At 40.9% G+C, this 23,879-nt stretch carries 17 protein-coding genes and 1 pseudogene; 8 read left to right on the top strand and 10 right to left on the bottom strand.

Annotated elements, in window-relative coordinates; genetic code table 11:
• Positions 1-19 precede the first annotated feature (19 nt).
• The 4 genes from AC0L6R_RS10835 (at position 20) to AC0L6R_RS10820 (ending at position 6,293) form a co-directional block, all read left to right on the top strand.
• Positions 20-1,408, top strand: coding sequence for a pectate lyase family protein (locus AC0L6R_RS10835; protein ID WP_473271226.1), 1,389 nt, complete (start codon positions 20-22; stop codon positions 1,406-1,408).
• A gap of 229 nt (positions 1,409-1,637) precedes the next feature.
• On the top strand, positions 1,638-3,032 hold the full coding sequence (locus AC0L6R_RS10830) for a DUF1593 domain-containing protein (protein ID WP_473271225.1): 1,395 nt from the start codon (positions 1,638-1,640) through the stop codon (positions 3,030-3,032).
• A gap of 30 nt (positions 3,033-3,062) precedes the next feature.
• Positions 3,063-4,040: a DUF1593 domain-containing protein gene (locus AC0L6R_RS10825; protein ID WP_473271224.1), complete on the top strand. Its 978-nt coding sequence runs from the start codon at positions 3,063-3,065 to the stop codon at positions 4,038-4,040.
• A gap of 219 nt (positions 4,041-4,259) precedes the next feature.
• Positions 4,260-6,293, top strand: a complete 2,034-nt coding sequence (locus tag AC0L6R_RS10820; RefSeq protein ID WP_473271223.1) for an aceric acid hydrolase — start codon at positions 4,260-4,262, stop codon at positions 6,291-6,293.
• Positions 6,294-6,481: 188 nt separating this feature from the next.
• Here the strand turns inward: AC0L6R_RS10820 and ribB are convergent.
• Positions 6,482-7,112 (bottom strand): annotated as a pseudogene (gene ribB, locus AC0L6R_RS10815) (3,4-dihydroxy-2-butanone-4-phosphate synthase); the annotation flags it as partial.
• A 233-nt stretch (positions 7,113-7,345) separates the two neighbouring features.
• On the bottom strand, positions 7,346-8,326 hold the full coding sequence (locus AC0L6R_RS10810) for a GlxA family transcriptional regulator (RefSeq protein WP_473271222.1): 981 nt from the start codon (positions 8,324-8,326) through the stop codon (positions 7,346-7,348).
• A gap of 120 nt (positions 8,327-8,446) precedes the next feature.
• Here AC0L6R_RS10810 and AC0L6R_RS10805 point away from each other — a divergent pair, with 120 nt between their 5' ends.
• Both AC0L6R_RS10805 and AC0L6R_RS10800 read left to right on the top strand, forming a co-directional pair.
• Positions 8,447-9,331 carry an SRPBCC domain-containing protein gene (locus tag AC0L6R_RS10805; protein WP_473271221.1) on the top strand — a complete coding sequence of 295 codons (885 nt, stop codon included), beginning with the start codon at positions 8,447-8,449 and terminating at the stop codon, positions 9,329-9,331.
• The gene (locus AC0L6R_RS10800) at positions 9,324-10,181 is read left to right on the top strand and encodes a VOC family protein (RefSeq protein ID WP_473271220.1); all 858 of its coding nucleotides are present in this window, start codon (positions 9,324-9,326) and stop codon (positions 10,179-10,181) included. The genes AC0L6R_RS10805 and AC0L6R_RS10800 overlap by 8 nt, the downstream gene beginning before the upstream one ends.
• A gap of 63 nt (positions 10,182-10,244) precedes the next feature.
• Here the strand turns inward: AC0L6R_RS10800 and AC0L6R_RS10795 are convergent, their stop codons facing one another.
• The 5 genes from AC0L6R_RS10795 to AC0L6R_RS10775 form a co-directional block, all read right to left on the bottom strand.
• Complete coding sequence (locus tag AC0L6R_RS10795) at positions 10,245-11,435, bottom strand: hypothetical protein (protein WP_473271219.1); 1,191 nt, start codon at positions 11,433-11,435, stop codon at positions 10,245-10,247.
• 43 nt (positions 11,436-11,478) lie between these two features.
• Entirely contained in the window at positions 11,479-12,132 is a 654-nt protein-coding gene (gene lolA1, locus AC0L6R_RS10790; protein ID WP_283412490.1) for an outer membrane lipoprotein periplasmic chaperone LolA1, read from the bottom strand.
• A gap of 33 nt (positions 12,133-12,165) precedes the next feature.
• Positions 12,166-14,664 carry an FtsK/SpoIIIE family DNA translocase gene (locus AC0L6R_RS10785; RefSeq protein ID WP_283412491.1) on the bottom strand — a complete coding sequence of 833 codons (2,499 nt, stop codon included), beginning with the start codon at positions 14,662-14,664 and terminating at the stop codon, positions 12,166-12,168.
• 53 nt (positions 14,665-14,717) lie between these two features.
• Entirely contained in the window at positions 14,718-15,758 is a 1,041-nt protein-coding gene (locus tag AC0L6R_RS10780) for a quinone-dependent dihydroorotate dehydrogenase (protein ID WP_473271218.1), read from the bottom strand.
• A gap of 354 nt (positions 15,759-16,112) precedes the next feature.
• Entirely contained in the window at positions 16,113-17,609 is a 1,497-nt protein-coding gene (locus AC0L6R_RS10775; RefSeq protein ID WP_473271217.1) for a M28 family peptidase, read from the bottom strand.
• 368 nt (positions 17,610-17,977) lie between these two features.
• On the opposite strand from AC0L6R_RS10775, the gene gcvP reads away from it, so the two are divergent.
• Entirely contained in the window at positions 17,978-20,866 is a 2,889-nt protein-coding gene (gene gcvP / locus AC0L6R_RS10770) for an aminomethyl-transferring glycine dehydrogenase (protein WP_473271216.1), read from the top strand.
• A 145-nt stretch (positions 20,867-21,011) separates the two neighbouring features.
• Here the strand turns inward: gcvP and AC0L6R_RS10765 are convergent, their stop codons facing one another.
• The 3 genes from AC0L6R_RS10765 to AC0L6R_RS10755 all read right to left on the bottom strand — a co-directional run bounded on the left by AC0L6R_RS10765 (position 21,012) and on the right by AC0L6R_RS10755 (position 23,075).
• Positions 21,012-21,311, bottom strand: coding sequence for a hypothetical protein (locus tag AC0L6R_RS10765; protein WP_283412495.1), 300 nt, complete (start codon positions 21,309-21,311; stop codon positions 21,012-21,014).
• A gap of 102 nt (positions 21,312-21,413) precedes the next feature.
• Entirely contained in the window at positions 21,414-22,292 is an 879-nt protein-coding gene (gene lipA, locus AC0L6R_RS10760) for a lipoyl synthase (RefSeq protein WP_473271215.1), read from the bottom strand.
• A 54-nt stretch (positions 22,293-22,346) separates the two neighbouring features.
• Positions 22,347-23,075: a hypothetical protein gene (locus AC0L6R_RS10755; RefSeq protein WP_283412497.1), complete on the bottom strand. Its 729-nt coding sequence runs from the start codon at positions 23,073-23,075 to the stop codon at positions 22,347-22,349.
• Positions 23,076-23,145: 70 nt separating this feature from the next.
• Between AC0L6R_RS10755 and AC0L6R_RS10750 the strand changes: the two genes are divergently transcribed.
• Complete coding sequence (locus AC0L6R_RS10750; RefSeq protein ID WP_473271213.1) at positions 23,146-23,550, top strand: OsmC family protein; 405 nt, start codon at positions 23,146-23,148, stop codon at positions 23,548-23,550.
• Positions 23,551-23,879 lie beyond the last annotated feature (329 nt).

Here is a 23,879-nt window from a genome sequence, read left to right as displayed (position 1 = left end):
TAACAATAAGCCCCTCTTTATGAAAAGAATCAATTTAGTCGTAGTGATAAGCATTCTTGCTATCACTTCGGCATTTTCTCAGCAGTTAGCATTCCCCACAGCAGAAGGATATGGGAAGTTCTCTAAAGGTGGTCGTGGAGGTGTAGTGTTTGAAGTCACCAACCTTAACGATAGTGGAGAGGGAAGTTTGCGAGCTGCTGTGGAAGCATCGGAACCTCGAACTGTTGTATTTCGGGTATCAGGAACTATAGAACTCGAAAGTGCTTTACGGATCAAGAATCCATATATCACCATTGCTGGTCAAACAGCTCCCGGAGATGGTATTTGTATCAAAAAAAATCCATTGGTAATCGAAGCAGATCATGTGATTGTAAGGTATTTGAGAGTTAGACTGGGAAATGAATCAGGAGATGACGCTGATGCAGTTTCCAGCAGATATAATAAGCACCTTATTTTGGATCATATTTCAGCTAGCTGGAGTGTGGATGAGACCATGTCAATTTATCATAATGATAGTATTACGGTGCAATGGAGTATTATTTCCGAAAGCATGCACGATTCAAACCATGTAAAGGGAGCTCATGGCTTCGGTGGTATTTGGGGCTCGAACTTTGGGAGCTATCACCATAATTTACTAGCGCATCATGGAAGTCGAAACCCGAGAATGGCTTCGGGTTCTGGTTACACGGATTATAGAAATAATGTGGTTTATAATTGGGGGTATAACAGCACCTATGGCGGTGAAAACAAACAAGGTACGGATCCTCGATTTACCTTTTCGATCATCAATATGGTAGCCAACTACTATAAGCCTGGGCCTGCGACACAGGCGGGTGAAAATTCTTACAGATTGGCAAATCCATCCATGCGCAACGATGTCAGTGATTTTGGTAAATGGTTTATTGCTGATAATGTGATGATTGGGAGTGATCGCGTCACGGCTGACAATTGGGATGGTGGGGTGCAGCCTCAAGGTGGCAACTCAAATATTCAATATGTCAGACTTGAAAAACCATGGGAATCAATGCCTATCAATCAGCAGTCCGCTGAAGAAGCATTTGACTTAGTACTTGCAAATGCTGGGGCTACTTTGCCTAAGCGGGATGCAGTGGATACCCGAATAGTCAATGAAACGAAAGGCGGTTTTACCATCTATGAAGGAGGTACCTATAGAAAGAGAATCACTTTGGTAGATACTTCAAAAAAATCAGGAATTATAGATACTCAGGAGGATGTAGGTGGCTGGCCTGAATTAAAGAGTTTGCCTGCACTCACAGATTCAGATCACGATGGAATGCCGGATGAATGGGAAAAGAAAAATGGACTTGATCCATCTGATTCAAGTGATCGAAATATAATTCAAGACGGTTATACTATGCTAGAAAAGTATCTCAATTCCATTATGTAATTATCCGCAATGATGCCAGTTGCCTTAGATTCTTTGCTTATCTGGTCGGAAGACCGATGTGACCTCAATTATAATTTTGAACAAATTCCAGATTGCTTTTCCCCTTTTACTGGTAGAAAAGCGGATATACATTATGTAATATTATCAGAAGAAAATAAACTGGAAATCAATTTCATTCTCTCAGATGAGGATTTCCAAAGTCACCCAAGTCTCACAATTAAAAACAATCATGAAAATAAAATTCTTATCCCTTATACTAACCTTAGTGGTCAATAGCTCAGTGCTTTTGGCGCAACAGGTACCTACAGGTGATACTCCCAAGCCCCGTATAGTAATTTTAACTGATGTGTCTACCTGGGAGACAGATGATAGCGAATCGTTGGTAAGGTTATTAGTGCATGCCGACCTCTTCGAAATCGAAAGTATTATTTACACTACGGGTTGGAGTTTGGATAAAACGCGGGAGGACTTTTTCCAGCTGATTCATGATGCCATTGATGCCTACGAAAAGGACCTCCCAAACCTGATGAAGCGATCTGGGCAAAAGGGCTTTGCTGCAGATGAATCCCATCAAAATATTGGTTATTGGCCAAGTCCTTCTTACTTAAGAAGTATCACAGTTTTTGGCAGTAAAAACCGCGGGAAGGAGTTTCTCGGGAAAGACAATGATTCACCTGGAAGTGAGTTGATCATCGAACTTGCAGATGAAAAGGATGAGCGTCCCTTGTGGATTACTGTATGGGGAGGAGGAAATACTATCGCACAATCTATATGGAAAGTAAAGCAAGAACGATCTGAATCTGAACTCAAAGAATTCCTCCATAAAATTCCTATCTATACTATTACTGATCAAGACCGTGACCAGAAAACTCCCTATGACATCAGCTCTCATCAGTGGATGCGTGGTGAGTTTGAAGAGGATCTACTGTTTATCTGGGATGAGTCTGCTTGGAGATACCAGAATGGTACAGGGAAGAAATACTGGGAAGAATATGCTGCTCATATACAAAGCCATGGAAACTTGGGTAAGGTATATCCAAAATATAAGTATGGAGTCGAAGGTGATACTCCTGCCTTCCTACACTTGATGCCAAATGGGTTAAATGACCCAATGGTTCCTTCACAGGTTAGTTGGGGTGGATATTTTGAGTTTGGGTTGACTGAAGATAGCGTAACTTCTTCTTTCAGAAACTATAAGGCTCCTGAGTCCGAAGTGTCAAGAACCTATGAAAGCTATTTCTATCCTGCCACTTTTAACAATTTTGTAGCCCGAATGGACTGGGCAAATGAAGGGGGAGGTAACCGCAATCCAATAGTTGTAATCAACAAAAATCCAGGTATTGGCATCCTCAAAGTCAAAGCTAAAAAACGTCAAAATGTTATCCTAGACGCCTCAAAGTCCTATGATCTAGAAGAAGATGAGCTTAGCTACCAATGGTGGTTTATTCCAGAGGCTGGTACGTATAGGGGGGAAGTAGTCATTCCGAATAATGATTCTGACTCAATAAAATTCACCCTACCACCAGATTCTTCAGGTAAAACTATTCATGTCATTTGCGAAGTAACCGACAATGGTTCGCCAAATCTGACAAGTTATCGAAGAATTATCATTGAAGTGAAATAGATAGAACAGGTGAATTTCAATAAACTAATAGTGTCAGTAGGATTCCTATTTGGGATTAATTCAGCCAGCCTGGCTCAATATCGCGTGATCGTCTCTTCTGATTTCCCACCAATTCCGGTGACCAATAGTGACCCGGATGATGTGCAGTCTATGATAAGATTTTTACTCTATACCAACGAGCTGGAGGTTGAAGCACTGATCGCATCTGCAGGGACTTTCGAAATGGTGGCAGACAAGCAAACTATTTTAGAAGTACTGGATAAGTACGATCTAGTCGATGAGAACCTGAGAAAGCATGATCCTAAATTCCCGACTGCAGACTACCTGAAATCTGTCACATTCGAAGGGAGAGGCAACCGTCAGAACATTCCGATCAAGTGGGGATGTGAAAAACAGCCTTGGAATGAGATAATAGGGCCGGGGAAAGACAGCGAAGCTTCAAGTGCGATTATTGAAACAGTAGACAAGCCTGACCCTAGACCCGTTTATATTGGAGTATGGGGTGGCGCAAGGGAAGTTGCCCAAGCTATCTGGAAAGTCCAAAACACTAGAAGTCCCGAGGAGTTGGAGGCCTTTTTAGGCAAAATGAGAATATTCCTAATTGCATGTCAGGATGCCAGCCATGGATGGTTGATGGATAATTTCCCCCAGCTGCATATTATAGAATCCAAGAAAACCTACCAGGGTATGTTCAAAGTGGGTTCCCAAGAATGGGCGGAAGAAAACGTAATCAACAACCATGGACCACTTGGGGCTATTTATCCACCAAAAGCAATGGCTGGAGCTGGTGTTATAGAGGGGGATAGTCCCGCATTTCTCTATTTGCTAAGCGCAGCTCGAGGAATAAATGACCCTGAAGACCCTACTCAAGAAAGTTGGGGCGGACAATATGTAAGAGTAGAAGGCACCAATCATTATATAGACGGACTTGGGCCTGATTCAATTTCTAAATGGAAAGTTGATTTTCAATTAGATTTTCAAATACGAGCTGATTGGATGATTTATTAAATGCACTGTATCACAATACCAATTAGGCAAAACTTGGCAGAAATAAAATGCAAGAACCAATTTCTAAGCCCAATTGGACATCAACTCGCAGCTTTCATTTCTCATTACCTGAACTAGAGTGCTTAGGTCGGTAATGTAAACTTGGTAAATTCCTTTTAAAACAACCAATTTGCTGACTATCAATTATATAAATATTTGAAAATGACTAAACGTAAATACATGAAACTAAGGATGGGGCTACTTTGTAGTGTTCTTCTTGTCTTTGCTGCGCAAGTAAATGCGCAGGAAAAAGCAATGGTCAACACTTCCAAAAGTCCTTTTGCTAAACAGGTTTCAGTGGATATGGATGCCGTTCATTGGACTGGTGGGTTTTGGGGACATTGGGCTGAAGTGATTAAGGATACCATGGCAATGAACATGTTGCAGGTTTATGAAAATGATACGCTGAGCCATGCCTTTCTTAACTTTGAGATAGCGGCCGGGTATAAGGAAGGAAGACACAGAGGTGCTCCATTTCATGATGGTGATTTTTATAAAACCTTGGAAGCATTAGTTTCAGTGTATGCTACGACCAAAGATCCGAGGTACTATGATGAGCTCGAGCGTATCATAAAGGTAATAGCCGATGCGCAAAGAGCAGATGGATACATCCATACATCCACTATTATCAAGCAGCGAAATAACCAAGAAGATGCTGTTGAGTTTGAGGACCGTATGAATTTCGAGACTTATAATATGGGGCATTTGATGACTGCCGCCAGTTTACATTACCGCACTACTGGGCAGACTAACTTTCTGGATATAGCAGTAAAAGCGACAGATTTTCTTGTGGAATACCACGAGGATGCAACTGCCGAGCAAGCTCAAAATGCCATCTGTCCCTCACATTATATGGGAGTGGTGGAGATGTACAGAACGACCGGCAACCAGAGATATCTGGACCTCGCGCAGAAAATGATAGATATCCGCGGAATGATCACTGATGGCACCGATCATAACCAAGACCGGATTCCTTTCCGTCAACAGCGAGAAGCAGTAGGTCATGCTGTTCGAGCTAATTACCTCTATGCTGGGGTGGCGGATTTGTATGCAGAGACAGGCGAGGATTCATTGATGATGGCTTTGGAAAGTATATGGCAGGATGTGGTGAGTAAAAAGCTATATATCACCGGTGCAACGGGAGCTTTATACGATGGAGTTTCGCCAAATGGTACCACCTACAATCAGCCGATCATTCAGCAGGTGCATCAAGCCTACGGGCAGGCGTATCAACTTCCGAATATTGCAGCTTATAATGAAACCTGTGCTAATATTGGCAATGTCCTTTGGAACCACCGAATGCTGTTGGTAACTGGAGACAGTCGATTTGCAGATATCATGGAGCTGAGTTTATTCAACAGTGTGTTATCCGGAACAGATCTGACTGGTACTCATTTCAATTATACCAATCCTTTGCGGGTCGATGATGACTTGCCGTTTGAATTTCGCTGGTCCAAGGAGCGGCAACCTTATATCTCCAAATCAAATTGTTGTCCACCCAATGTAGTGAGAACCGTTGCCGAATCTCAGAATTATGCCTATGCATTGTCCAAAAAGGGACTTATAGTGAATATGTATGGTAGCAGTAATTTAAAGACCCAATTGCTGGATGGTTCTGATTTGGAGGTCAAACAGGAGACAGATTATCCATGGGATGGTGATATAAAGTTAGAAATTAATAAATCTTCAGGTAGTCCATTTGCTATTGATATGCGAATCCCGGCTTGGGCTGAAAATGCTGAGATAAAGATAAATGGTGAAAAAACTACAGAAAAGGCAATAGCAGGAAGCTACTCAAGCCTGACTCGAAACTGGAAAAAAGGGGATGTGATCGAGCTATACCTTCCTATGCCTGTGCGACTGATGGAAGCAAATCCATTGGTAGAGGAGGCAAGGAATCAAGTAGCTGTTGTGAGAGGCCCTATAGTTTATTGTATCGAATCTCCTGATATCAAAGGTGCCAGGATTTTTGACGTGAAAATTCCAGCAGATATCCAATTGAAGGCTGTGAAAGAAGAAATGGTAGGTGCACAAATTGCTTTCTTAGAAGGAACAGCCTTGTTTAAAACGGATAAAGAATGGAATGGAGATTTGTATCGCCCGATTGACTCCAAAAGTGAGTTAAAAGAGCTGGAGATCAGGCTAGTGCCCTATTTTGCATGGGGCAATAGGGGCAAATCAGAAATGTCTGTTTGGATTCCCCTGAAGAAGTAAGCACTTGACACAAGAGACTTTTTCAGCAATTGGAAAGCAGAACTATTGTAGAGTTGATCCTTTGTCAAACTCGTTAATTTTATTGTCACGGATGACGGTGTTCCTCGACTTACGAGATTTTAACGTGTGATAGCAGAGATGAAGAAGGGAAATTTAGTGGGCGCAGGATCGAACCCTATCTAATTGCTGAGGTAGGATTCGTTTTTATTTCTGAATGCAATTAAATCTTCAATGGAGACCAGCTTTAAGTTGAATTTTTTCGCTACCAAAAAAAGATCTGGAAGCCTAGCCATAGTACCATCTTCATTTAATATTTCTACTAATACTCCAGCAGGTGACAATCCTGCTAATAGTGCGAAGTCAATTGCAGCCTCGGTATGTCCAGCCCTTTTAAGTACGCCGCCACTTTTGGCTTTTAGAGGAAAAACATGACCAGGCTTTTCCTAATTCACTCGGATGTATAGTATCATCGACAAGAGCTCGAATTGTCTTCGCACGATCTGAGGACGATATTCCGGTAGAACACCCATGCCCAATCAAATCTACCGAAATAGTAAAGGGAGTTTCGTATGCCGCAGTATTGTTTGAAACCATAAGGGACAATCCTAATTTTTCACACCTTTCTTCGCTGACTGGCGCACAAATTAGACCTCTACCATAAGTAGCCATGAAATTTATGATTTCTGGTGTTACCAGTTCCGCAGCACAGATAAAGTCGCCTTCATTTTCACGGTTTTCATCATCTACTACAATAATAACTTCGCCGTTTTTGATAGCCTCGATTGCATCTTCAATAGAGTCTAGTTGATAATTTTCCACTAATGATAAAGTTTGATAAAAATGGGACTGCAAATTTAACCTTTATTCCTTTCCAAATTGGAAGAACTCAAAGACTTAGAGGGAAATTGTTTTCCGGTATCTTTCCGTGGTGCCTGAGTACCTCTGTTTCCTACAAAGAATAGGAGTAGCCTTCAAAAACGAAAATTATGAAAAGTGACCCTATGAGATTTAGAGTAATAGTATGAAACCAGCATGATATGTGATTTCTTAAATCAATTCATCCTCGCAAACTTGTTGTACTTATTTCTGTATTCAATAGGAGTCAAACCAGTGATTTTTTTGAAGGTGGTCCTGAAGGCTTTGGTATCAGAATATCCCACTTCAAACATGACTTCTGTGATGTTTTTCATCGTAGTTTCAAAGCTACGCTTTGCAGCTTCCACTTTGACTCGCTGAATGTATTCAAGCACGGAATTATTGGTAACCCGCTTAAATCTGCGTTCGAAACTTCGACGGCCAACAGCAACTTCATCGGCAAGCGCATCTACTGTAATGCGTTCTTCAAGCTTCTCCTCTATATATTCCTGAGCTTTTTTAACGGCTTCATCCTGATGAGTCTTTTGACCTTTGAACATGGAAAAAGCAGTTTGGCTATTCCGGTCGATGTCTATTGCAAAATATTTCGCTGTTAAAATTGCTATTTCCCGATCAGCATATTTCTCAACTAAGTGCAGTAGTAAGTTCCAATACGAATTAGCTCCTCCGCTGGAATATATGCCATTTTCTTCTGTCACAATGGTGCCGTCCTGCACTTCCACCTCGGGGTAGAACTCACGAAAAAGATTTGTAAATCCCCAATGTGTAGAACATTTTTTACCATCAAGTAGTCCAGTAGCAGCTAGCAAAAATGCACCTACGCAAAGCGAGGCTATCTCCGTTCCTGATTCATATTGTGCTTTTATCCAAGGAATATAGGCCTCATTGGCTTCTACGGCTTTTTTCATGTCTCCAAAAAGTGCAGGAATGACAACTAAATCCGGGGCAGTTGCAGTTGCCAAAAGTTTGTCAGGAAATACGGAATAGTGTTTGTCATTTAATTTAACTTCTGGATTCAGACCAACTAATTCAACATGGAAAAGAGGATCTCCGCCTGATCTGGTAAGAAATTCATTGACTGCCGAGAAACAATATTGCGGATCTGCAATTGCTTGTAGAACAGATTGTTCCGGTACTATGATAGCAATGTTTTTCATGTGTTTAAATTAATGTTTCCTGTCGCAATCTACCTTTCAATTGTCAGAATTGAACAGGGTGAATTTTAGCGGCGATTGATAAATTTGTTAAGTAAATTTTGATAATCAAATCAGAAGACCATGACAACTACTCAAAAAACCAAAATTACTGTTCAAGTAACCGTAAATGCGCCTTTAGAAAAAGTTTGGAATTACTTCACCGAACCCAAGCATATCATCCATTGGAATAATGCTTCTGCTGATTGGCACACGACCAAATCAGAAAATGACCTTCAACCCGGTGGAAGTTTTACTTCCAGAATGGAAGCGAAAGATGGAAGTATGGGTTTTGATTTTGGAGGAGTATATCAAGAAGTGGAAAAACACTCCTACTATACGTACATTTTGAGTGATGAACGTCAGGTGAAAGTTACTTTTAAAGAAGTTCCTGATGGAGTAGAAGTGGTGGAGGTATTCGATGCTGAAATGGAGAATTCAGTTGAATTGCAAAAAAAAGGGTGGCAGGCTATTTTAGAAAATTTCAAAACATACACCGAGTCAGAGGCGAAAATGGTCAGATTGCACTTTGAGATTTTGATCAAAAAACCATCTGCTGAAGTGTATACAACCATGCTTCAAAAACCTACCTATGAGGAATGGACAGAAGCTTTTTCTCCAGGCTCTACCTACATAGGTACTTGGGAAGAGGGAAGCAAAATACTTTTTGTCTCTCAAGGAGAAGAAGGAAATCAAAATGGAATGGTGAGTAAAGTTGCCAAGAATGAGGAGAACAAGCATGTGGATATAGAACACTTAGGGGTATTGAAAGAGGGGGTTGAAGTGTTGGGAGGAAAAGCAGTGGATTCCTGGAAGGGAGCCCATGAAAAATACACATTTGAAGCAAACGGAGAGGCTACAAAACTTTTAGTTGACACAGATTCCACGCTAGAATATGAAGAGTTTTTTAATGAAGCTTGGCCTAAAGCACTTAATAAATTGAAAGAAATCTGCGAAGGGAATGGGTAATGCACTGAAAAAAGCCATCTATCCATGCTTATGGTTTGATGGCAATGCGAAAGAGGCCGCTGAATTTTACTGCTCAGTATTTTCGAATTCTACAATTGGAGAGGAAAATCCGATGGTGGTAACTTTTAATTCTTCCGGTCAGAAATTTATGTGTCTTAATGGAGGCCCGCAATTCAAATTTACCCCTGCGATTTCTTTTTACACCATTATTCCTGATGAAACAGAAATCCAATCAATTTGGGATAAGCTTATTATTAACGGTAGGGCCTTGATGCCAATGGATTCTTATCCTTGGAGCAAAAAATATGGGTGGCTTCAGGATAAATTTGGGGTAACATGGCAATTAACTGTGGATAAGCCAGAATATTCTGACCAGAAATTTATTCCAGCTTTACTCTTTTCAGGAACGAATTTCGGGAAGGCTGAGGAAGCAATTAATTTTTATACTGCCATATTCGAGAGCTCTTCTGTAAAACTCATTTCTAGATATGGGGCAGATGATCCCAATGGCCAAGATGGGACTATTAATCACGCACAGTTTGAATTGAGCGGACAATTATTCGCTGCCATGGATAGTGCTGTTGTGCATAATTTTGATTTCAATGAAGCATTATCGATAGTGGTAGAGTGTAAAGATCAAGCAGAAATAGACTATTTCTGGGAAAAGCTTATAGAAGATGGAGGCAAGGAGAGTCAATGCGGCTGGCTGAAAGATAAGTTTGGCGTCTCCTGGCAGATTGTTCCTGAAATCCTTTCAAAATTAATGTCTGATCCAGAACGATCTGGTCGTGTGGTTCAGGCCTTTATGAAGATGAAAAAATTTGATATAGAGAAACTGAAAAATGCATAAAAAGTTAATCCTGCTTCTCCAGAGGCAGGATTTAGTTTTTACCATTCATAAAAAGGGTGCTATTTATTCTTTGACCAGCCTACTTTTGTATACTGTATAGTCTTCTTGTTCTTCATCTCCAGTATATTTTTTCATCCACCAGATATCTTCACCAAGTACTGAAAAATCATACAGAATCATTTCTGGCAAACTTAGAGGGACAATGTCTCCCTTTTGAGTCAAAATCACTGTTCGTTTTTTTGATTCTTCATAGAGCTTAGCCTTTAGCTCTTTGGAAACTTCACCTGAAGCTGCCAGCGCCAAGTCACCCTTGTCTGATGGTGTTGGCTTATATGTAATTATTATATTTTCTCCATATTTTTCCAAATTGAGCACTGACGAGGGATAAGGGTTGATCTTATTGTCAGAAATTTTACCGAAACTAACAGCTCCTTTTTCGAATCCCTCCCCAGCTACAAATCCGGTTAGATCTAGCTTTGTTTGATCTTTTAAAATAGGCTCTTCGCCAGACCAATCATAGGTATAAAGAATAGGCTCATTTTGAAACATGAGGTAAAGGAGTTGAGATTTCTCATCGTATGTGAATACTGGTTTGAAATCATTAAAGAGAAATACATTGCCATTAAGAAATTGAGATCCTTCAGGGAATGGTAGAAAGGTTTTGGTTTCCTCAGTTTCAAGATCTGTCAAAATTAGGTTATTTCTTGCTTGGAGATATTCAGGGCCGTAGTCGCCTGTCGCCTCTTCAATTATGTCAAGCGAATAAAGTAAATATTCTTTCTCTTCTTTTTCGATGACTTGATAAGATTTAAAAAGTGAAACTGCCCCTCCTAAACTCCATTGGTTTTGATAGATCCCGAAGTTTTGAACTATGTCACCATTTTTCTTGAATACTTTTAGGCCATTCATGACGTCTAAAACCACCAAATTACCTGCTTTATCCAGTGTTAAATTTCCACTTGCAATAGAGAAAGCTCCAGGAATATCACCCGTTTTGTCCCACTTGTCGACTGGGTTTCCATCTCTGTCAAATACGTAAACATCAGAAGTAGCTCTATCCCTAAAAACAACATGATTCTCATCGGCTGTCTGAAACATGAAAATTCGGGCAAGAATACCTTTTACCGTAACAGAATCTACTGTCTCCATGCGGTAGCTTGGAAGGCCACTTGAATTGGTTTCAGACTGATGATCTTTTGTTTGGCAAGAAAATATCAGGATAGCAAAAAATGGAATAATGTAGGAAATCTTCATACATGTAGTTTTAAGACTACTAGTATAAGGAAAAAATAACCGATTACCTTAGGTCAATCACTTCTATTCCTGGATATTGTTTTGCATCAAAGACAAAATAGGAGGAAGGTAGATTAGCATCTACTTTGAGGTTTTTGAAAGTATACGAGAATACGCCTCCCTGGCCATCAAACATCTCCCAGCCTAGGAGATTTGAAGTGCTTTTATCGATCATTAGTTTGACCTGCTCGAAGGGTGCATTGTTTTTCTCTGCTAGCAATTCTACTATCTGAGCTGTTTTGCCTTGAAACTGCTTTTCGCTGAGCAGTTTGTAGCTATAGCCTGATTCGTAAATGCGATAAATGTTAGAAGGAGTAAGTTCTCCTTCCATCTGATCAGCATCGTTGATGGTTACTTCTTTATAATTATCAGATTGGATGTAAGTCCAAACTGTTTTGCCATCGTTGTAAATTTCCTGGTCTGGGAGTTTGAGGCGATATTGCTCGCCTTTGACGGCAATATCTCCTGACTGCCGATCTCCAGGTCCAGAAGCATCTTGGAAAGTGAAATCAAAATTTGCAGTAAACCCATTCATTGCCTGAAACTTTTGGCTCATCGCATCTAAAACAACTTTTGCTTTAGGATCTTTTTGAGCGGTCGCTTCGAAGGAGAATAGAATGGCTAGAAAAAGCGTATAAACTAGGGCGATTTTTTTCATGTAATGGTGCTGTTGGTACTAATTGAACAGCTATTACAAACTATTCAATAACCGTTCCAAACTAGCTTCATCCTGAATAAGCACCTCGCGTGCTTTTGAGCCTTCAAAAGCTCCCACGATTCCCGCAGCTTCCAGTTGATCGATAATTCGTCCCGCGCGGTTGTACCCTAGTTTGAGCTTGCGCTGAATCAGAGAAGTACTGCCTTGCTGATGCATCACGAGTAGTCTTGCTGCATCATTGAAAAGTGGGTCAAGATCTGAAAAATCAACATCTCCAACAGAATTATCCGAATCTTCCCCTTCAAATTCAGGAAGTAAATAAGCGTCAGAATAGCCTTTTTGCTCACCGATCCAATCACAAATCGAATCAACTTCAGGTGTATCCAAGAATGCACACTGGATACGAGTCATCTCTGATCCATGAGATAAAAGCATATCTCCCATACCTATCAACTGATCTGCTCCACCTGCATCTAGGATAGTTCTACTATCAATTTTTGAAGTCACACGGAAGGAAAGACGTGCAGGGAAATTCGCTTTAATAATACCGGTGATCACGTTTACAGACGGTCTTTGCGTAGCGACTACCAAGTGAATACCAATTGCTCGGGCCAATTGTGCCAGTCGTGCAATCGGACCTTCGATTTCCTTGCCAGCTGTCATCATCAAATCCGCTAACTCATCAATCACCAAAACTATGTAAGGCATGAAACGATGCCCTTTGTCTGGATTTAGCTTACGAGCAACGAACTTTGCATTGTATTCCTTGAGATTCCTTGTGCCGGCATCTTTCAGAAGATTGTATCGATTATCCATTTCGATACAAAGAGAATTCAGCGTATAAATCACCTTTTTGGTATCGGTAATGATAGCTTCTTCCGCACCTGGTAGTTTGGCAAGGAAATGTCTCTCGATCTTGTTGAAAAGGGTGAGTTCTACCTTCTTAGGATCCACAAGGACGAACTTCAATTGTGAAGGATGCTTCTTGTAAATCAGTGAAGCCAAGATCATGTTCAGACCTACCGATTTACCTTGACCGGTAGCACCAGCCATCAATAGGTGCGGCATTTTTGCCAAATCGACTACAAAAACTTCATTGGAAATAGTTTTGCCTAAGGCGATCGGAAGGTCCTTGTCTGAGCGCATGAATTTCTCCGTGCCCAAAACAGCCCGAGCTGGGACAAGCTCTCTGTTTTTGTTTGGAACTTCTATACCAATTGTGCCTTTTCCAGGAATTGGGGCAATAATTCTAATTCCCAAAGCCGCTAAACTCAGGGCAATATCATCTTCCAAATTCTTGATTTTGGAGATTTTTACTCCAGGCTCCGGGACGATTTCATAAAGCGTTACCGTAGGTCCTATAGTCGCTTTAATCTCCTGAATACCGATTTTGAAATTCTCAAGTGTTTCTACAATCTTGTTTTTGTTGTCTTCAAGTTCCTGTCGGCTTACGGTTACTTTTTGAACATCATATTCATTGAGTAAGTCTAGCGTAGGATATTTGTAATGGGGAAGATCAAGCGTAGGATCGTAAGCATCAAGATTCTCGACTTCTTCGGCTGTTTTCTCCTCTCCCGCCGGCTTCACTACAGAGAAGCTTTTCTCCTCAATTTTAGGCTCATCTTCACGCTCTACGATTGGATCGAGAATGTTTAATTGAGGCACATCAAATGCTATTTCCTCCTTCTTTGGCTTAGGTGGTGATTCAGGGGTTAGTGCTATAGGGGAACTTGCTTCTTCATCTTCCTCTTGTCCTTTGATGGTCCAAGAACTACCGTCATCATCGATTTCTTCTTCCTCTTCCAAATCTTCTTTAAAAGGGTTTTTTACTGAAGCAGCAGATTCTATTTCTAATTCATCTTCATCCAATTCGGCATCTGAGCTTTTGCTGCTAAACCAGTCTAATTTGTCAATATCAAAGAAGAAAATCACAAAAATGAGCATGGATCCTCCCAGCAAAATAAAGGTTCCCCAGCTCAGAAAATCAGCGGAAAGCTTTGCTAATTCATAGCCAAAACCACCGGAAAGGAAGCTCCAATAAGAATAGCCTTGAATCAAAATGACTACATAACCAGTCAATAAACCTAGCCAGAATGTGAAAAAAAGCGCGAATGTGGTGTATCTAGTGAGAGAAACCAATGAGATTTTGAAAGCCCATTTGAATCCGAGTAAAAACAAAAATGGAGGGAATAGAAAAGCCGCAATCCCAAACCAGCGATAGATCATCCAGTTGCCAGCTTGGGCACCGAGGTAGCCGAGCCAGTTGGTAGACTCACGGGCCGTATCTCGAATCGCCTCGTCGGGGTTATTCATGACTAGACTTTGATCTGCAGGGCCATTCAGGAGGTAACTGATAAATGCGATAAACAGGAAAATAGCCGTAGACATCAGCAAAATTCCCAGCGTCAAGCTGATCTTGGCTGTTTTTATCTTACCAAAGGAAAAGCTTGGTGCTTTGAAGCCTGCGCCTTTCTTTTTGGTGGGTTCTCCTTTTTTTCTAAAAGTATTGGTCCTAGGTGAATTGGTGGCCATGTATTCGATTCAAATCCGATTTAAGTTAAGATTAATGAATTTAGATTGACAAATTACTGTGAAAAATAAGCCAACAATCCTTTTTTAATCTTTTTGATCAAGGCAGGTCCCTCATAAATCATGCCCGAGTACACTTGAATCAAGCTAGCTCCAGCCTCTAGTTTTTCAATTGCATCCTCGGCCGAAAAAATTCCTCCCACTCCAATGATAGGGAAGGCCTTATTTGACTTTTCAGAAAGGTATCGGATGACTTCAGTACTTCTTTTGCCTAGCACTTTTCCGCTTACCCCTCCAGCTCCTATGGCTTGTACTTCAGCCTCGGAAGTGCTCAGTTGCGAACGATCGATGGTTGTGTTGGTCGCTATTACCCCATCAATTTTTGTTTCTTTCACGATTTCAATGATATCGTCCAATTGTCCGTCGGTAAGGTCTGGAGCAATTTTTAGAAGAATTGGTTTAGGCTTTGTCTTGAGATCATTCGCATTTTTTACGGCCTGAAGCAGGGCTTTAAGCGGTTCTTTTTCCTGCAGATCTCGAAGGTTTGGAGTGTTTGGAGAACTCACATTCACGACGAAATAATCCACGTGATCATGCAGTGCTTCCAGACAAATCAAATAATCGTCAATAGCATTTTCATTCGGTGTGACTTTGTTTTTACCGATATTCCCACCTACAAGAACATTAGATTTGCGTTTTTTCAATCGTTCCACCGCTTCGAAAACGCCTCCATTATTGAAACCCATTCGATTGATCAGTGATTCGTCTTGGGGAAGTCTGAAAAGCCTGGGTTGTGGATTTCCTTCTTGAGGTTTTGGAGTCAAGGTTCCTATTTCAATAAAACCAAAACCGAGCATGGCCATTTCATCGATGACTTTCGCATCCTTGTCAAAACCTGCCGCCAAGCCAACGGGATTCTTGAATTTCAGTCCAAATACTTCCCGCTCAAGCTTTTTATCCTCTAATCTAAAAGTGGATTCTACGATCGACCCAATAATAGGAAGATTGAAGCCGAACCGAGTCAGATCTACAGTAAAGTGATGAGCAGCTTCTGGTTTTTTTAAGAAAAAAAGTGGTTTGAGTAGGGATTTATACACGGGATATCAATTAGCGTTCGTGTGGCAAAGATATCGTTTTATAAAATTTGACGATTGGAAAAATGAAATCAATTTATTTTCGCTGATACGTTCGGGGGTATTGAGGAGTTTAGTTTTGACTTTGGTCGTTTGAGTCACATAAGCGGTGTCAAAGTGTATCTTATTTTGCAAAGAGCTGAAAGCCATACCTATCTAAACCCAGCTCGGTAGGGCTGGCCAATTAAAAATGGTATTAGATAAGCTCTGAAAGTAAAATGCATTTTTTGGATTGCTTAAATAAGGCTGTTTTCCCTATATCAAAAAAGGCTACTGGATTTCTCCAATAGCCTTTTGAGTACTAAGAGCTTAAATTAATTATCTCTCAGTTCTAGTGTTTGTGCCATCAACTCTTGGCTTATTTTCTCTGTTGGCAACGTCCCAAACTGTGTGGAAAATCAATCTAGCTCTCTTTTCCATTAGAGGGAATTCAATTTTATCCACCGTATCCGTTACTTGGTGATAATCGTCGTGAACTCCGTTGAAGAAGAATGCTACTGGGATGTTATGCTTTGCAAAGTTGTAATGGTCTGATCTGTAGTAGAATCTGTTTGGATCATCTTCGGCATCGTATCTATAATCCAAGATCAAGTCAGAGTAAGTGATGTTGTTGTATTCCAAGATTTTTTTCAAATCTGTAGAAAGCATTTCAGAGCCAATCACATAGACGAAATCAGTGTTTTCAGCATCTTGATATTCGTAATCAATACGACCTACCATGTCAATGTTGAAATTTACTACTGTGTTTTCCAAAGGGAATATTGGGTGCTCAGAGTAATACTCAGACCCTAAAAGGCCTTTCTCTTCACCAGTTACGTTTAGAAAAAGGATTGATCTTCTTGGCTTGATGCCGTCTTTTGCTGCTGCAGCGAAAGCTTCAGCGATTTCAGTTACAGATACTGTTCCTGATCCGTCATCATCTGCGCCGTTAAACACTTCACCGGTACTGCTTACACCTACGTGATCGTAGTGGGAAGAAATAACAACTAGCTCATCTTTCTTATCAGTTCCTTCTAGGTAGCCCATTACGTTAGAGCTTTCCACTTCTTCTACTTTCTTTTCGATTTGGTAAGTAGCTTTTTGAGATTTGATTGACTCAGGATTTGATTTTGCTGCTTCTTTTAGATCCTCAACAGGAGTATCGAAAAGCTCAGCCATTTTATCAGAGCTTACCATGAATACAGGCTTTTGCTCTACAGGTTTCGCAAATCCAACCCTTCCTTTTCCAGCTAAGCTTTGATAACGTCCTGCAATACGGTCAAAATTTGCCTGACCTTCCATGCTTACGATCACGATACCAGCTGCTCCGGCGTCCATTACTTTGGTCAAAAGATCGTTTGATCTGACGCCTACAGCCCAGATGCCGACTAGTTTGCCTTTTACATCAACTTTAGCCAAGTTTTCATCTGAAACTAATCCTAGGAATACAAGATCAGTTTTGGTGGCTTTTTTCATGTCGCCATCGCCGATGAAAACAAAGTCTTCATTATTGACAAGCTTGTTTTTGCCTACTTTCAAAGAAACATCACCGAAAGATGAGCTTACGAGTTCTACTGCCTGTAGGTAGCTCCCTGCTACTGGGCCAGTCAAACCGATTTTTTTGTAGAAATCAGCTAAATAATTAGCAGCAACTTTTTGTTCTTCAGAGCCAGTATCTCTGCCTTTCATTTCGTCAGAAGCAAGATAAGTAAGGCGCTCTTTAAGATCTCCGGCGGTAATTGTGTTGGCGTATTTCACCTGTGCAGGTTGCTGCGCCAACGACGGAAGTGCAAGCCCTAGAGCTATTGCGCCCGTCAATAACAGACTTTTATTCATGTGTTTATAATTTGGATTTTTAAAGAATCTGGAACCTCGCATGTTTTATGGTAGTATTAGTTTTTAACCAGTAGATCATGCTCGAATTCATAAGTATTAGTTTGATTTTTTGATTTCTGACTAAAATTTCCCTGAATTCACTCAAATAGAACCTTGAGTGAATAGAGTTCTGATTTCAAGCAATTAGCATTTCATGCGCTAAACTAGAGAAATTTTCTACCCTTCAATAAACCGTTTATAAATTTTGATCGAACAAAAGGGAAATAATGCGGTTCATGAAAGCATTATCTTTCAATAAATTGTACCTTTGCGCCTTGAAAATTCAGCAGATTTCAAACCCAAATAGTTCATCGTCTTAACGTTCTTATATGAAGATCAATCTTTCTAATGCTGTCAAATTTGAGAGCAGACACAATGGCCCGACAGATTCAGAAATCTCAGCAATGCTGGAGAAAATCGGTGCCTCATCTTTAGAGGAATTAATCAACCAAACTGTACCAAAATCTATACAATTGGATCGCCCATTGGATCTTCCGGCGGCGAAGTTAGAGTCGGAGTTTTTGAAGGATTTCAAAAAACTGGCTTCCAAAAATAAGGTATTCAAATCATTTATTGGGCTTGGATACTATGACACATTAGTTCCAGGTGTGATTTTGAGAAATGTGCTTGAGAATCCAGGATGGTACACTGCTTACACCCCTTATCAGGCAGAAATCGCTCAAGGTAGATTGGAAGCCTTGATCAATTTCCAAACTGTTGTGATGGAATTGACAGGAATGGAGCTTGCAAATGCCTCTCTTCTGGACGAAGGAACAGCTGCAGCTGAAGCGATGAATATGCTTTTTGCGGTGAAACCAAGAGAGAAAAAGAACGCAACCAAATTCTTTGTAGACGAAAAAGTATTCCCTCAGACCAAGGCTGTACTTGAAACTAGAGCCGAGCCGGTAGGAATTGAATTGGTTTTTGGGTCTATTGATTCGTTGGACCTGACGGACGAGAATCTTTATGGAGTATTATTCCAATATCCAGATGCTGACGGTGAAGCGCGTGATTACTCAGCTATCGTTGCTGCTGCAAAAGAAAACAATGTAACCACAGCATTTGCTGCTGATCTTTTGGCATTGACACTTCTGACAGCTCCAGGTGAAATGGGGGCAGATGTAGTGGTGGGATCTTCGCAGAGATTTGGTGTTCCTATGGGCTATGGTGGGCCACATGCAGGTTTCTTCGCTACGAAAGAAGCTTACAAGCGTCAGATTCCGGGAAGAATTATTGGTGTTTCTCAGGATCGTGAAGGAAACAAAGCGTACAGAATGGCTTTGCAGACTCGTGAGCAACATATCAAAAGAGAAAAAGCAACTTCTAATATTTGTACTGCACAGGTTCTTCTAGCTGTAATGGCTAGTTTTTATGCAGTTTATCACGGCCCAAAAGGTCTGAAAAACATAGCGCTAAGAACGCATGGACTGGCTAAATTAACTGCAAAGGCTCTTGAGCAATTAGGTTACGAAGTGCCTTCCAAGAATTACTTCGATACTATCAAAGTAAAAATCGAGTCTAAGTCGCTTAATGCAATCCAGTCATTGGCACTTTCTGCGGAAATGAATTTCCGTTACGATTACGATACGGTATTCTTGACTTTTGATGAAGCTAAGACATTAGAGGATATCACGTCGGTTGTTGAAGTTTTTGCGAAAGCAAAGGGAGTAGACGCTCCAGATCTTGCTGCTTTGGCTTCTGAGATCGAATTGGATCTTCCGGAAGAATTGGTAAGAGCATCTGAATATTTGACTCACCCGGTTTTCAACGAGTACCAAAGTGAGCACGAGATGCTTCGCTATATCAAAAGGCTTGAGAACAAGGATTTGTCATTGGTTCACTCTATGATTTCTTTGGGGTCATGTACGATGAAGCTTAATGCTACTGCGGAGATGATCCCGGTGACTTGGCCTGAGTTCGGACAGATGCACCCATTTGCACCAACCGATCAGACTGCAGGATACCAAGAGCTTTTTGCAAATTTGAGACATTGGTTGAATGAAATCACAGGTTTTGCAGATACTTCCCTACAGCCAAATTCTGGTGCACAAGGTGAGTTTGCTGGATTGATGGTCATTCGTGCTTATCACCAAAGCCGAGGAGATCACCACAGAAATGTAGCCTTGATCCCAACTTCTGCGCATGGCACCAACCCTGCTTCCGCTGTTATGGCTGGAATGAAAGTGGTTTTGGTAAAATGTGATGAAAAAGGAAATATTGATATCGAGGATTTAAGAGCGAAGGCGGAAGCAAATGCTAATGAGCTTTCTTCGCTTTTAGTAACTTATCCTTCTACACACGGTGTATTCGAAGTAGCCATTCAGGAAATCTGCCAGATTATTCACGACAATGGTGGGCAGGTTTACATGGATGGAGCTAATATGAATGCACAGGTTGGATTGACTAGCCCGGGCAGAATTGGGGCTGACGTTTGTCACTTGAATCTTCACAAGACTTTCTGTATCCCTCACGGTGGTGGCGGACCTGGTATGGGCCCAATTTGCGTAGCAAGTCATTTGGCGCCATTCCTTCCTGGCAACCCAGTAGTGAAAGCAGGCGGAGAGCAGGCGGTTTCTTCTATCTCAGCAGCACCTTATGGTAGTGCGAGCATTTTACCAATCTCTTACGCTTACATTGCTATGATGGGTGGTGATGGCTTGAAGAATGCTACGAAAATGGCAATCTTAAATGCTAACTACATCAAAGAAAGATTAAAAGATCATTTCCCTATTCTTTACACAGGTACGCAAGGAAGAGCTGCTCACGAAATGATCGTGGATTGCAGAGGTTTCAAGGAAGTGGGTGTGGAAGTAGAAGATATCGCGAAACGATTGATGGATTATGGCTACCATGCGCCTACAGTTTCCTTCCCGGTTGCTGGTACGTTGATGATCGAGCCAACTGAGTCGGAGACTAAGGCTGAGCTGGATAAGTTCTGTGATGCCTTGCTTTCTATCCGTGCGGAGATCCAAGAGATCGAAGATGGAAAAGCTGATAAAGTAGAGAACGTGTTGAAAAATGCGCCGCATACAGCTATGATGGTGCTTTCAGATGATTGGAACTTACCATATACTAGAGAGAAAGCAGTTTATCCACTTGAATACGTGAAAGCGAATAAATTCTGGCCAAGTGTACGCAGAATTGATTCTGCTTTCGGTGACAGAAACTTGATCTGTAGCTGTATTCCCGTGGAGGATTATGCAAGCGAAGAAGCTTAATTGGTTTCGAAATATATAAGTTAAGGGCTGCCATTCGGTAGCCCTTTTTTCGTTTTAACCGCTGAGTGCAAAAAGTTTTTGCAGAGGTCACAGAAGTCATAAACTCTAGATGCAGTTGGTTGAAGTCTTCAGACTTGGACCATTATTATCCTAAATGATTCTCATTCTCTTTTGAAAGTTGGATTTCCAAACCCCCTAATTTCGATGCTACAAAATTATAAATCACTGCTCCTAATGCTCCAACTATAAAGCCAATGACTCCATACATAATAGGAAAGACAATTACCATTATGAGCCCAAGGCCTCCCATGCCTTCTCCAAGCAATCCTGAAAAAGCAGTAAAGAATAAAGCATAAAAAATACCGATCACAAAACCAAGGATGCCAAGTGTCAAGCCATAGATTTTAGCAGCGGAGGAAACTCCGATTTTTTCAATTTGTACCATTTATTTAAAAGTTTAGTGTAAAATATATTTTTTGAAAATATTAAAAAATTAGGCATAAAAAAAGCACACCCCAAAGTGTGCTTTAAAAATCATTTAGAAAGTTTAGACGTTCACGTGGCGCTCAGCATGGTAAGATGACCTCACCAAAGGTCCTGACTCCACGTACTTCAATCCTCTCGCTAGTCCTTCTTCTCTATATTCTGCAAAAAGATCCGGATGGATAAACTCAGCTACTTCAATGTGCATTTTGGTAGGCTGAAGGTATTGTCCCAACGTCAGGATATCGCAGCCATGCTCGGCTAGATCATCCATTGCTTTGAAAACCTCTTCTTTTTTCTCACCCAATCCTAGCATGATGCCGGTTTTGGTTCTTTTGCCGTACTCTTTGGTTAATTTGGTCTGCTCTAGAGACCGTGCATATTTTGCCTGCGGACGAACTCTTCTATAAAGACTTTCCACAGTTTCCATATTATGAGAAACTACTTCTTGGCCTCCTGAAATCATTCTATATAAAGCATCCCAGTTTGATTTTACATCTGGAATAAGAGTCTCAATTGTTGTTGCTGGTGACAGTTCCTTGGTCTGTATCACGGTTTGATACCAGATTTCGGCACCTTTATCTTTCAATTCATCTCTATTTACAGAGGTCAAAACGGCATGTTTTACGCCCATGAGCTTGATTGCTTCTGCTACTCTTCTCGGCTCATCCACATCATATTCAGGCGGTCGGCCAGTAGCTACAGCGCAAAAGGAGCATGAACGTGTACATACATTTCCCAAAATCATAAAGGTAGCCGTTCCGGCTCCCCAGCATTCACCCATGTTTGGGCAATTGCCGCTTTCGCAGATCGTATGAAGCTTGTGCTCATCTACTAGTTTGCGGACTTTGGCGTATTCTTTTCCTACAGGAAGTTTCACTCTAAGCCAATCTGGCTTTTTTCTTCGGGTAGCTTCTTCGGAAATTACAGGTAATTCGATCATTGATTTCTGATTTGGTGCAAAGGTAAGTCAGCAAAGGGCAAAACCCAAGTTGACTTACTGCCTGAACCCGTAGAAAAAGGTGAAGTACACAGACTGGAACAACTGACGATTTTCTGTAGTCGGGATCAGGGGGATTTCTTTGGTAAACCCTTCGAGCATGTATCCAAGTTCCAAACCTGTTGCATTTGAGCGAAAAACCCCAAATTCAAAGGATAGGGCAGCTTTAAGATTGGCACCGAAAGCAAACTCTGATTGTCCTATACCTTCGAAAAGACGACCCGTTCCTAAAATATTGAATCGGCTTTGGTGGATTTCCGGATCGTATTGCTCGCGTACAGTTTCTACTCTGTTCAGCGCATATTCTATATAGTAAGGTGCAATTAATCCAAACGTTGGACCTACTGCGGCGAGCGCTGAAACTTGTACTCCTTGGTTAGGCGCTTTTTTGAAAAGGATTATTTCACGACCATATTGAGGTCTGATGGAATAGAGGTAATTAGACTTGCCAAAAATATAGCTGTTGCCTAGTACAGTGTTGTATCTTATTTCCTTAGGGTTTTTGACATTGGAAAGCTCTAAAGCCCAAAAACTAAATTGGGTATCGTCTAAACGTGTACCTGCTTTGAAGACTATACCTCCTATTAATCCTCCGTTTGTGTTTTTATTAACACCAAACATATATTCCTTGTCATATTCGTAATTGCCAATGTCATCTCTTTGAGCAAAAGATTCGATGGAAAATGACAGTAAAAGAAGCGGTAAGATGAATTTCAGTTTGTTCATTCGAATTGGTCGAAAATATAGCCCTATTTTTGGGTGTTAGTATTTTAACTGATTTTAAAAATAAGAGTTTATGCCCACTATAAAAAGTTCATATTTAGGGAATTTGAGAACGGAGTCGGAGCACCTTCAGTCAGGCACCCAATTATATACCGATGCTCCACTAGATAATAATGGAAAAGGCGAGAAATTTTCTCCTACTGACCTTGTTGCAAGTGCGTTAGGTAGTTGTATGGTGACGATTATGGGGATTGTGGCTAATAGAGACTCTGTGTCTTTAGATGGACTGACTTGGGAAGTGACCAAAATCATGCAATCATCTCCGCGGAAAATAAGTGAAATAATAGTTGAGTTTCACTGGGAAAATCCTGTAGAAGATGAAGCGATGATCCAAAAATTGAAAAATGCAGCCAAGACTTGTCCTGTTGCATTAAGCTTAGATTCTGAGATTAAGCAGACTTTAAGGTTCAATTTTTGAGTGAAATAGTAAAAGAAATAGGCTATTTAGAAAGCATTAAACTTTCAAAAAAATGCTCCTTCTGTCTTAAGCTTTTTTCTGTAGAAATTGTGAGGAAGCATACGCATGGTTCAATCACGAGTTAGTAGAAATTTGAAAGTATATAAACCCACCCGAATATGAGCTACTTATTTGAATCCTTCAATGGCTGGAAAAGCTATTGCGATGAGAAAGAAATTTCTTTGCCAGAATCAGTAATCGAATATGAAGTTGATCAGAAAAATGGCTCAAATGATCAAATCAAAGCCGGACTTTTGCAAGCATTTGGAGTAATGAAGGATGCTGTGAAA

Source organism: Algoriphagus sp. 10J20-15 (assembly GCF_055809615.1).
Note: the sequence above shows the minus strand (reverse complement) of the source record. Positions and strands in the feature narration are given on the sequence as shown.

Bases quoted from the DNA above. Each gene is read 5' to 3' on its own strand.
- AC0L6R_RS10835 (WP_473271226.1), top strand. From the start codon at position 20: ATGAAAAGAATCAATTTAGTCGTAGTGATAAGCATTCTTGCTATCACT.
- AC0L6R_RS10830 (WP_473271225.1), top strand. From the start codon at position 1,638: ATGAAAATAAAATTCTTATCCCTTATACTAACCTTAGTGGTCAATAGC.
- AC0L6R_RS10820 (WP_473271223.1), top strand. From the start codon at position 4,260: ATGAAACTAAGGATGGGGCTACTTTGTAGTGTTCTTCTTGTCTTTGCT.
- AC0L6R_RS10810 (WP_473271222.1), bottom strand. From the start codon at position 8,326: ATGAAAAACATTGCTATCATAGTACCGGAACAATCTGTTCTACAAGCA.
- AC0L6R_RS10805 (WP_473271221.1), top strand. From the start codon at position 8,447: ATGACAACTACTCAAAAAACCAAAATTACTGTTCAAGTAACCGTAAAT.
- AC0L6R_RS10800 (WP_473271220.1), top strand. From the start codon at position 9,324: ATGGGTAATGCACTGAAAAAAGCCATCTATCCATGCTTATGGTTTGAT.
- AC0L6R_RS10795 (WP_473271219.1), bottom strand. From the start codon at position 11,435: ATGAAGATTTCCTACATTATTCCATTTTTTGCTATCCTGATATTTTCT.
- lolA1 (WP_283412490.1), bottom strand. From the start codon at position 12,132: ATGAAAAAAATCGCCCTAGTTTATACGCTTTTTCTAGCCATTCTATTC.
- AC0L6R_RS10785 (WP_283412491.1), bottom strand. From the start codon at position 14,664: ATGGCCACCAATTCACCTAGGACCAATACTTTTAGAAAAAAAGGAGAA.
- AC0L6R_RS10775 (WP_473271217.1), bottom strand. From the start codon at position 17,609: ATGAATAAAAGTCTGTTATTGACGGGCGCAATAGCTCTAGGGCTTGCA.
- gcvP (WP_473271216.1), top strand. From the start codon at position 17,978: ATGAAGATCAATCTTTCTAATGCTGTCAAATTTGAGAGCAGACACAAT.
- AC0L6R_RS10765 (WP_283412495.1), bottom strand. From the start codon at position 21,311: ATGGTACAAATTGAAAAAATCGGAGTTTCCTCCGCTGCTAAAATCTAT.
- lipA (WP_473271215.1), bottom strand. From the start codon at position 22,292: ATGATCGAATTACCTGTAATTTCCGAAGAAGCTACCCGAAGAAAAAAG.
- AC0L6R_RS10755 (WP_283412497.1), bottom strand. From the start codon at position 23,075: ATGAACAAACTGAAATTCATCTTACCGCTTCTTTTACTGTCATTTTCC.
- AC0L6R_RS10750 (WP_473271213.1), top strand. From the start codon at position 23,146: ATGCCCACTATAAAAAGTTCATATTTAGGGAATTTGAGAACGGAGTCG.